This window comes from Aquiflexum sp. (genome assembly GCF_977115555.1).
This window is the reverse complement of sequence record NZ_CDSBKL010000198.1, coordinates 1-7533: the sequence shown is the minus strand read 5'-3', so window position 1 is coordinate 7533 and position 7533 is coordinate 1. Positions and strand designations below refer to the sequence as shown.

Sequence of the window (7533 nt, the reverse complement as noted above, 5' to 3'; positions counted from 1 at the left end):
GAGCCAACGACGGGAATTGAACCCGTGACCCCTTCCTTACCAAGGAAGTACTCTACCCCTGAGCTACGTCGGCTGGTAACATTCGCTCTGCTTTGTAAAAGCATAGAGCGGGAGACGAGGCTCGAACCCGCGACCTGCAGCTTGGAAGGCTGCCGCTCTACCAACTGAGCTACTCCCGCTTTTGAAATGCTGTGCAAAAGTAATAAATTATTTTGCAATTCACACTTTGTGGGGGAAACAGGATTCGAACCTGTGAAGACATAAGTCAACGGATTTACAGTCCGTCCCAGTTGGCCGCTTTGGTATTCCCCCAACTGATTTTTCCCCAAGAAAAAACCCAATTCGGGTTTTTGTATTCTTAACGGATGGCAAAATTATACCCTTTTCCTAAACATTCAAAATTATGTCTGAAAATTTCAAAGTATTTTTTGGATGCTTACATTAATTACATAAAAATCAGTGGTTTAATTTTCTTCAAGGTATTGAGAGAGAAAAAATTCCTCATATCTTTTGGCTAATTCGTCCTTTTCTAATGAAAACAATTCTTTTGCCTTATCCAATACTCCCGGCTCATCTATGAATCCAAACAATCCCATGAAGGCTCCGATCCTGACATAGTTGGAGGTGTTATCTTTGGCTATGGCATATAAATTATTAATTACTTTCTCCGTTCCTTCCCCGGGATTCTGCACAAAATATTCACTGTAATATCCGAGGAAATAATAAAGTGACTGTCCACTTTGCGCACTTAGGTTATTGTGAAACCAGTCAGATTTACCCGCTACCAGATTTGTGATGTAATATTCGGCTACCGGAACCAATAACCTGATGTTTTTCTCAGATTCAAATCTTAATGCTATGCTTTCTCTATCTACATTATTTTCATTTTCCAAATAAGCAGCCAAAGCAGCGCCTGCCACATAATAGGAAGGTTGTTCCATCCATTTCAAAAAGTATGGGGCGTATTTATCCGGATCTATCAGGCTTAACATTTCTATCGCTCCCTGCTTCACGGTATTTTTCGGATCTGACTCTGCCAATTCAAATAAGCGCTGTTCAAGACCGGAAATCTCCAAAAGCCAATCAGGATGCTGTGCAATATGCATGATGGCAGCTTCTCGGATCGCCCAAAATGGATCATTCAATGCACTTCCGACTATAGATCGGACTTCAGGATCTTCAGGATAAACATTTGCCAAGCTATCAAGCGCTTCAAACCTAGACACTCCAAGTGATGAAACATTAAACTGTTTTTTCCAATCGGCTGCTCCTCTTTTCGATTGTTTTTGGGCCAAAAGCTCCAAGGCCTCATCAAAATACAATTCCTTTACAGGAACTTTATTCTCTATCGCAAACTGCTGCCAAGCTTTGTCCAAGACCAATTCTTTTTCATATCTTTTTCCATCATGGTACCAGCTTACTTTGAAGGGGATTTTGTAAAGAGGTGAAGAAGTCAGGTCTTGTTTTTGTGAAACAGTCAGTAAAAGATTTTCAGGCTGACTGTAATCTACCTCATATTCCAAAGTAGGATGCCCTGAAGCTAAAAACCACTGATTGAAATACCAATTGAGATCCCTGCCGGTAACCTGCTCGAATGCCATCCTAAGGTCATGGACTTCGACACTGGAAAATGCATGTTTTGTCAAATAAAGTTTGATACCCTCGAAAAATGCCTCATCTCCGATATGCCTCCTGAGCATGTGAAGGATTCTCCCTCCTTTTGCATAAGAATGGCTGTCAAACATGTCCTCAGAATCATTATAATAAAACCTGATCAGATCGACCTGCTTTTCTTGGGATTCTTCAAAATACATTTCCATTTCAGAAATATGGTGCATATCAGCATCATCCTTTCCGTTTTTGTATTCGTACCAAAGGTATTCGGAGTAATTGGCAAACGCTTCATTCAAAGTCAGATTTGCCCAAGATTCATTTGTCACATAATCCCCTATCCATTGGTGAAAAAGTTCATGGGCGATGATCCCATCCCATTCAGAGTCAATCGCTCCCCTTGCATCCAGGTTCAGTTCTTCCATAAAAACTGAAATGGTGGTATTTTCCATGGCCCCCGAAACAAAATCCCGGACTACAACCTGATCATACTTTTGCCAAGGATAACGAACCCCAAGGATTTTGGAGAAAAACCCAATCATCTCAGGAGTGTATTGAAATACCGTTTTGGCACCTTCTTCGAATTCTTTCTCGACGTAATACCTTACAGGCATTCCTTCCCATTCGTCTTTGATCTCCACATAATCACCGACAATCACTGCAGCCAAATAAGGTGCATGAGGCAAGTCCATCACCCAATGGTCAGTTCTGGTCCCGTCTGTATTCTCCTTGCTTGATTTTAGAATTCCATTACTGATCGTCCGGTATTTTTTATCTACCGTCATTCGGATTTCCTGGGTCATCCTTTCATTGGGAGAATCTATGGTGGGAAACCATTTGGAATTATGTTCAGTCTCTCCCTGTGTCCAAATAAGCGTAGGTTTATTGGGGTCTTCTCCCCTTGGATTTATAAAATAAAGCCCTTTGGTGTCCGTAATGGCTGCACTTCCCAATTCAGGGTTTTCGTTTGGTTTGGCTGTATATTTTATTTTGACATTAACCGTGTCTTTGGCAGAATAGGTTTGCGGTAAATAAGCAGTGACTGTTTGTCCGTCATATCGAAAATTCAATGGAGTTTCATTTCCTTTCTCCATCAATGAAAAAACATGGATATCAAAATCCTGAGCATCAAGGACAAGTTCTTTTTGGGGATAAAAATAGGGCTTCAAAGTCAAGACAGCCACACCGTTTACCCATTCTTTTTCATAGTCAAAGGACAAATCCAAAGCTGTATGCAATAAGTCAAAATAACGGGTATCAGATCCTCTGTATGCTTCAATCTTATTTTCCAAAGCAGGAATCAAAGCCTTGATTGAGGAAGAGTCGATTGAGACAGTATCTTCTATCGCCTCATTGGTAGCCTTAATAGCCTTTTGAACCTCTTGATCGGCTACAGGTTTGGAACTTTGACATGACCAAATCAAGAAAACTGAAATGGCGAAAAGTGCCTTGGGTTTATTGAATACCATGAAAATGCTTTTTAAAGATTAATTGTATATTTAGCGCAAAATAAAGGAAATGTACTCAGTTAATATCAAGAATTCGGTTTTTGAGGTCGAAAAATCAAAAGAAATGGTAGCTGTAAACGGAAATATCCTTGATTGGGACATTTCTGAAATTCGGGAAAGCCATTACCATGTCATTTATAAGGACCAGTCATTCAATCTGGAGTTGGTAAGTCTTGAAACTGAAACCAAAACTGTAAAGCTCAAACTCAACAATAAATCTTGTGAAATAACCCTGAAGGATAAATTTGACTTATTGTTGGAAAAGCTGGGAATGAACAACCTGCAAAGCCAAGCTGCCAAGGAAATCAAAGCCCCGATGCCGGGTCTGATTTTTGATATCAAGGTCAAAGAAGGTGATGAGGTAAAAAAAGGTGATGCAGTATTGATATTGGAAGCCATGAAAATGGAAAACATCCTGAAATCACCGGGAGACGGAACAGTCAAAGCAATCAAAATCAAAAAAGGGCAAAGCGTAGAGAAAAATCAAGTCCTGATCCAATTTTAAGAAGTCAACGGTTTAGATTTCTAAAGGAAGGATTTATATTTGTCGGATTTATCAATTTACCAACCTGATTGAATTAGCCTTTTTCACATTTAAAAACCAACAATGAAGTACAAAAGAATATTGCTGAAACTTAGCGGCGAGGCGCTGATGGGAGAAAAAAACTACGGTATTGACTCCAAAAGACTAGAACAATATGCCCAAGAAATCCGACGTGTCAAAGATTTGGGAGTAGAAATCGCCATCGTCATCGGAGGAGGCAATATTTTTAGAGGAGTACAGGCAGAAAATGCAGGAATCGACCGGGTACAGGGTGATTACATGGGAATGCTTGCCACATTGATCAATGCGATGGCTCTTCAGAGTGCACTTGAACAGGGAGGAATGTACACCCGATTGATGTCGGGGATCAAAGTTGAAAGTGTATGCGAGCCATTTATCAGGAGGAGAGCAATCCGCCACTTGGAAAAAGGCAGAATCGTCATTTTCGGAGCAGGAATCGGCAATCCTTATTTTACCACTGACTCCACCGCAGCTTTGAGGGCGATAGAAATTGAAGCTGATGTCGTCTTGAAAGGCACAAGGGTAGACGGTGTTTACACTGCTGATCCAGAAAAAGACAAAAGTGCTACCAAATACAATACGCTTTCCTACCAGGAAGCCTACGAAAAAAATCTCAACATCATGGACATGACGGCGTTTACCCTTTGTCAGGAAAATAACCTACCGATCATCGTTTTTGATATGAACAAACCCGGCAACCTTGACAAAATTGTCATCGGGGAAGAAATCGGAACATTAATCACTTCAAACTAATCCGGATAAATTATGGAAGAAATTCAGATGTACCTGGAAGAAGCCAAAGAACTGATGCAAAAAGCAGTCAACCATACGGCTGCTGAACTGTTAAAAATCAGAGCGGGAAAAGCCATGCCCAATCTTTTGGATGGGATCATGGTTGCCTATTACGGTTCACCTACACCACTTCAGCAAGTGGCTTCAGTGACGACTCCTGATGCGAGAACACTTACTATCAAACCTTGGGAAAGAAACCTGATCAACGAAATCGAAAGATCTATCATCAATTCTGACCTTGGCCTTGCCCCACAAAACAATGGGGAAATCATCATCCTGACGATTCCACCTATGACAGAAGAAAGAAGAAAAAACCTGGTGAAGCAAGCTAAAAACGAATGTGAATCAGGAAAAATATCTATCAGAACGGTAAGGAAAGAAACAAATGAATCCCTCCGCAAACTTCTAAAAGAGGGTGCTTCTGAAGATGAAATCAAAAGAGCAGAAGATACTGTCCAAAAATTCACTGATAGTTACTCTACCAAAATCGATGAAATTCTAGTGAAAAAAGAACATGAAATCATGACGGTTTGATCAAATATAGAATTATTAAAAAAGGCTTCCATTTCAAAATGGAAGCCTTTTTTTATGGATTGCAAAATGGAAATCAAACAATGGCTTTCACCAACTCCACCAACTTCTTCCCGGCCTGATTGGCAACTGCCACCACCTCAGCATGGGTAAATTCTTTGGCGACTTTTGGAATGCTTTCATTGGTAATCACCGAGATCCCCAAAACCTTCATGCCCATATGATTGGCAGCAATAACCTCAGGGACAGTACTCATGCCGACTGCATCACCTCCGATTATCCTGCAGTACCTGATCTCAGCTTTTGTCTCCAACTTTGGTCCCTGCAAACCTATATAGGTTCCTGTTTTCAATTCTAATCCCAACCTATTTGCTTCCGATTTGGTCTTTTCCATCCAATCTATGTCAAAAGGCTCACTCATATCCGGAAACCTAGGCCCCAGCTTATCATTGTTCCTTCCCCTCAATGGGTTGTCAGGCAAAAGGCTTATCATATCTTCTATAAGCATCAAATCACCTGCTTCAAAATCCTCGTTTAATCCCCCGGCAGCATTGGTCACGATCAACCTTTCTACACCGAGCAGCTTCATCACGCGAAAAGGAAAGACTACCTCTGACATGTCGTATCCCTCATAATAATGAAATCTCCCACTCATTGCCATGACCGGAACTGCATTCAAGAAACCAAAAATCAAATCTCCACCATGGCCTTCAACAGTTGAAATCGGGAAATGGGGAATTTCAGAATACGCTATCCGCTCCAAAATTTTGATTTCCTCAATCAATCCTCCAAGACCTGAACCAAGAATTATGGCAGTTTTGGGCTTTTCTGAAATTTGAGAAATCAAAAATTCATATGCAATCTGTACTTTTTCCATGACTGTGATTTTGGAGATCAAATAAAAAATCAAAGCAATTTGACCAATTCCCGGATAATCAAGCTCATGCCGGGTTCAGCTTTGGCAGCACCCGCCAATACTTCGGCAAGACTTATTTTTCTGACTTTACCAGGTGAACAAAGGTCGGTGATCGCAGATATCGCAAAAACAGGAATTTCCATATGCCTCGCTACGATTACCTCGGGAATGGTACTCATCCCGATGGCATCTCCTCCGATTTTCCGTAGGTAATTGTATTCCGCTTTGGTTTCAAGGTTGGGTCCCTGAACTGCGGCATAAACTCCCTGATGTACTTTCAGACCGTTTGCAGCCGCAATTTCCAGACCTTTTTGGACCAAAGACAAGTCATAGGGCTCGGACATGTCAGGAAACCGCACCCCAAATTCATCCAGATTTTTGCCCCTGAGGGGATTTTCAGGAAACAAGTCAATGTGGTCATTGATGATCATCAATTCGCCTATCCCATAATCAGGATTCAAACCTCCCGCAGCATTGGAGACAAAAAGATGTCCGATTCCCAATTTTTTCATGACCCTGACGGGAAAGGTCACCTCCTTCATCGAATATCCTTCATAATAGTGGAATCTTCCCTGCATAGCCACTACAGATTTTCCTGAAAGCTTTCCAAGAATCAGTTTTCCTTTGTGGCTTTCCACTGTCGAGACAGGAAAAAATGGAATGGTGTCATAGGGGATTTCCAGTTCAATCTCTATGTTTTGGATCAGTTGACCCAAACCGGTACCAAGGATAATTCCTGCCTGAGGGGATTTGGGATAAAGATTCTTTATGTATTCATAAGCAGTCTGTATTTGCTCAGAATAGGAAATAGTGGATGTTGGTGTCATGGATTAAAAATTTCCCTAAGGTAGGGATTCTGAATTTATTTGAAAGTCATACATGTTTGACAAAAATATGGATTGGGAAGATTGGAATTCAGATCAAATACTATTTTATGTGTTTTCTTCTCATCCAAAATCAATGACTGCTACAATTCCTGATTGAGAATTTCACCCATCTGCCAATTTTTTTTTCAAATCCCGACCAACTGTTTTCCCCATACCCTCCGTAATGGTTTAAATTCAAAAATTTTATGTTCCACAAAACTGAAAACAACATGTTAAAGAAAATTTTAATGGCTTCCATTTTTATGGGAATAATCAGTGGATGCCAACAGGAAGAGGTTGTACCAATTGATGATATTTCTGTCACCGAAATAACTGAAGATGACCTTCCCCTATCTGCCACGACATTTATTGCAGAAAATTTTGAAGGGGAAGTTGTAACCACTGCTTTCCGGATTTCGGATGGAAACGAAGTGTCATTTGAAGCGAACTTAACCAACCAAATGAATCTGGTATTTTCAGAAAATGGAAGAATCCAGGCCTTCGGTGAGGACGGGGCCGAAGTAGACTGCGAAGGAAGACATAGAAGAAGGGGTGGTTTTGGCCGTCCTCCAAGAAGGCCGGGAGAAGATGGACCGAAGCCAAATGTGATCGATCCTGCTGATTTACCAGAGGCTGCAAAAGAATACCTGAGAGAAAACTATTCCGAAAATGAAATAATAAAAGTCATTTTCATTGAGCGGGATGAGTTGAACCAATACCATGTCCTCGTCAAGGAAATAGGGA

General features: G+C 41.0%; 7 protein-coding genes and 3 tRNA genes. 4 read left to right on the top strand and 6 right to left on the bottom strand.

From position 1 onward, the window contains the following. Position 1 precedes the first annotated feature (1 nt). The 4 genes from ACZFYI_RS12445 to ACZFYI_RS12430 form a co-directional block, all read right to left on the bottom strand. Positions 2-73, bottom strand: a tRNA-Thr gene (locus ACZFYI_RS12445). Between the two features lie 33 nt (positions 74-106). Beyond that, a tRNA-Gly gene (locus ACZFYI_RS12440) sits at positions 107-179 on the bottom strand. A gap of 50 nt (positions 180-229) precedes the next feature. Then, positions 230-312 (bottom strand) — tRNA-Tyr (locus ACZFYI_RS12435). Positions 313-464: 152 nt separating this feature from the next. Continuing rightward, the gene (locus tag ACZFYI_RS12430) at positions 465-3080 is read right to left on the bottom strand and encodes a M1 family aminopeptidase (RefSeq protein WP_462524455.1); all 2616 of its coding nucleotides are present in this window, start codon (positions 3078-3080) and stop codon (positions 465-467) included. Positions 3081-3129: 49 nt separating this feature from the next. Between ACZFYI_RS12430 and ACZFYI_RS12425 the strand changes: the two genes are divergently transcribed. The 3 genes from ACZFYI_RS12425 to frr all read left to right on the top strand — a co-directional run bounded on the left by ACZFYI_RS12425 (position 3130) and on the right by frr (position 5010). Beyond that, on the top strand, positions 3130-3624 hold the full coding sequence (locus tag ACZFYI_RS12425) for an acyl-CoA carboxylase biotin carboxyl carrier protein subunit (protein WP_462524454.1): 495 nt from the start codon (positions 3130-3132) through the stop codon (positions 3622-3624). A 102-nt stretch (positions 3625-3726) separates the two neighbouring features. Further along, the gene (gene pyrH / locus ACZFYI_RS12420; RefSeq protein WP_462524453.1) at positions 3727-4437 is read left to right on the top strand and encodes a UMP kinase; all 711 of its coding nucleotides are present in this window, start codon (positions 3727-3729) and stop codon (positions 4435-4437) included. 12 nt (positions 4438-4449) lie between these two features. Beyond that, positions 4450-5010, top strand: a complete 561-nt coding sequence (gene frr, locus ACZFYI_RS12415; protein WP_462524452.1) for a ribosome recycling factor — start codon at positions 4450-4452, stop codon at positions 5008-5010. Between the two features lie 73 nt (positions 5011-5083). Here frr and ACZFYI_RS12410 read toward each other — a convergent pair whose 3' ends face one another. Next, positions 5084-5884, bottom strand: a complete 801-nt coding sequence (locus tag ACZFYI_RS12410; RefSeq protein WP_462524451.1) for a purine-nucleoside phosphorylase — start codon at positions 5882-5884, stop codon at positions 5084-5086. 29 nt (positions 5885-5913) lie between these two features. Then, entirely contained in the window at positions 5914-6750 is an 837-nt protein-coding gene (locus ACZFYI_RS12405; RefSeq protein ID WP_462524450.1) for a purine-nucleoside phosphorylase, read from the bottom strand. A gap of 269 nt (positions 6751-7019) precedes the next feature. Here ACZFYI_RS12405 and ACZFYI_RS12400 point away from each other — a divergent pair. Then, positions 7020-7533, top strand: a 514-nt coding sequence (locus tag ACZFYI_RS12400) for a PepSY-like domain-containing protein (protein WP_462524449.1), incomplete at its 3' end; no start/stop codon positions are given.

What these genes read in the sequence shown, in the direction of transcription:
- ACZFYI_RS12430 (WP_462524455.1), bottom strand. Translation starts at nt 3,080, where the DNA reads ATGGTATTCAATAAACCCAAGGCACTTTTCGCCATTTCAGTTTTCTTG.
- ACZFYI_RS12425 (WP_462524454.1), top strand. Translation starts at nt 3,130, where the DNA reads ATGTACTCAGTTAATATCAAGAATTCGGTTTTTGAGGTCGAAAAATCA.
- pyrH (WP_462524453.1), top strand. Translation starts at nt 3,727, where the DNA reads ATGAAGTACAAAAGAATATTGCTGAAACTTAGCGGCGAGGCGCTGATG.
- frr (WP_462524452.1), top strand. Translation starts at nt 4,450, where the DNA reads ATGGAAGAAATTCAGATGTACCTGGAAGAAGCCAAAGAACTGATGCAA.
- ACZFYI_RS12410 (WP_462524451.1), bottom strand. Translation starts at nt 5,884, where the DNA reads ATGGAAAAAGTACAGATTGCATATGAATTTTTGATTTCTCAAATTTCA.
- ACZFYI_RS12405 (WP_462524450.1), bottom strand. Translation starts at nt 6,750, where the DNA reads ATGACACCAACATCCACTATTTCCTATTCTGAGCAAATACAGACTGCT.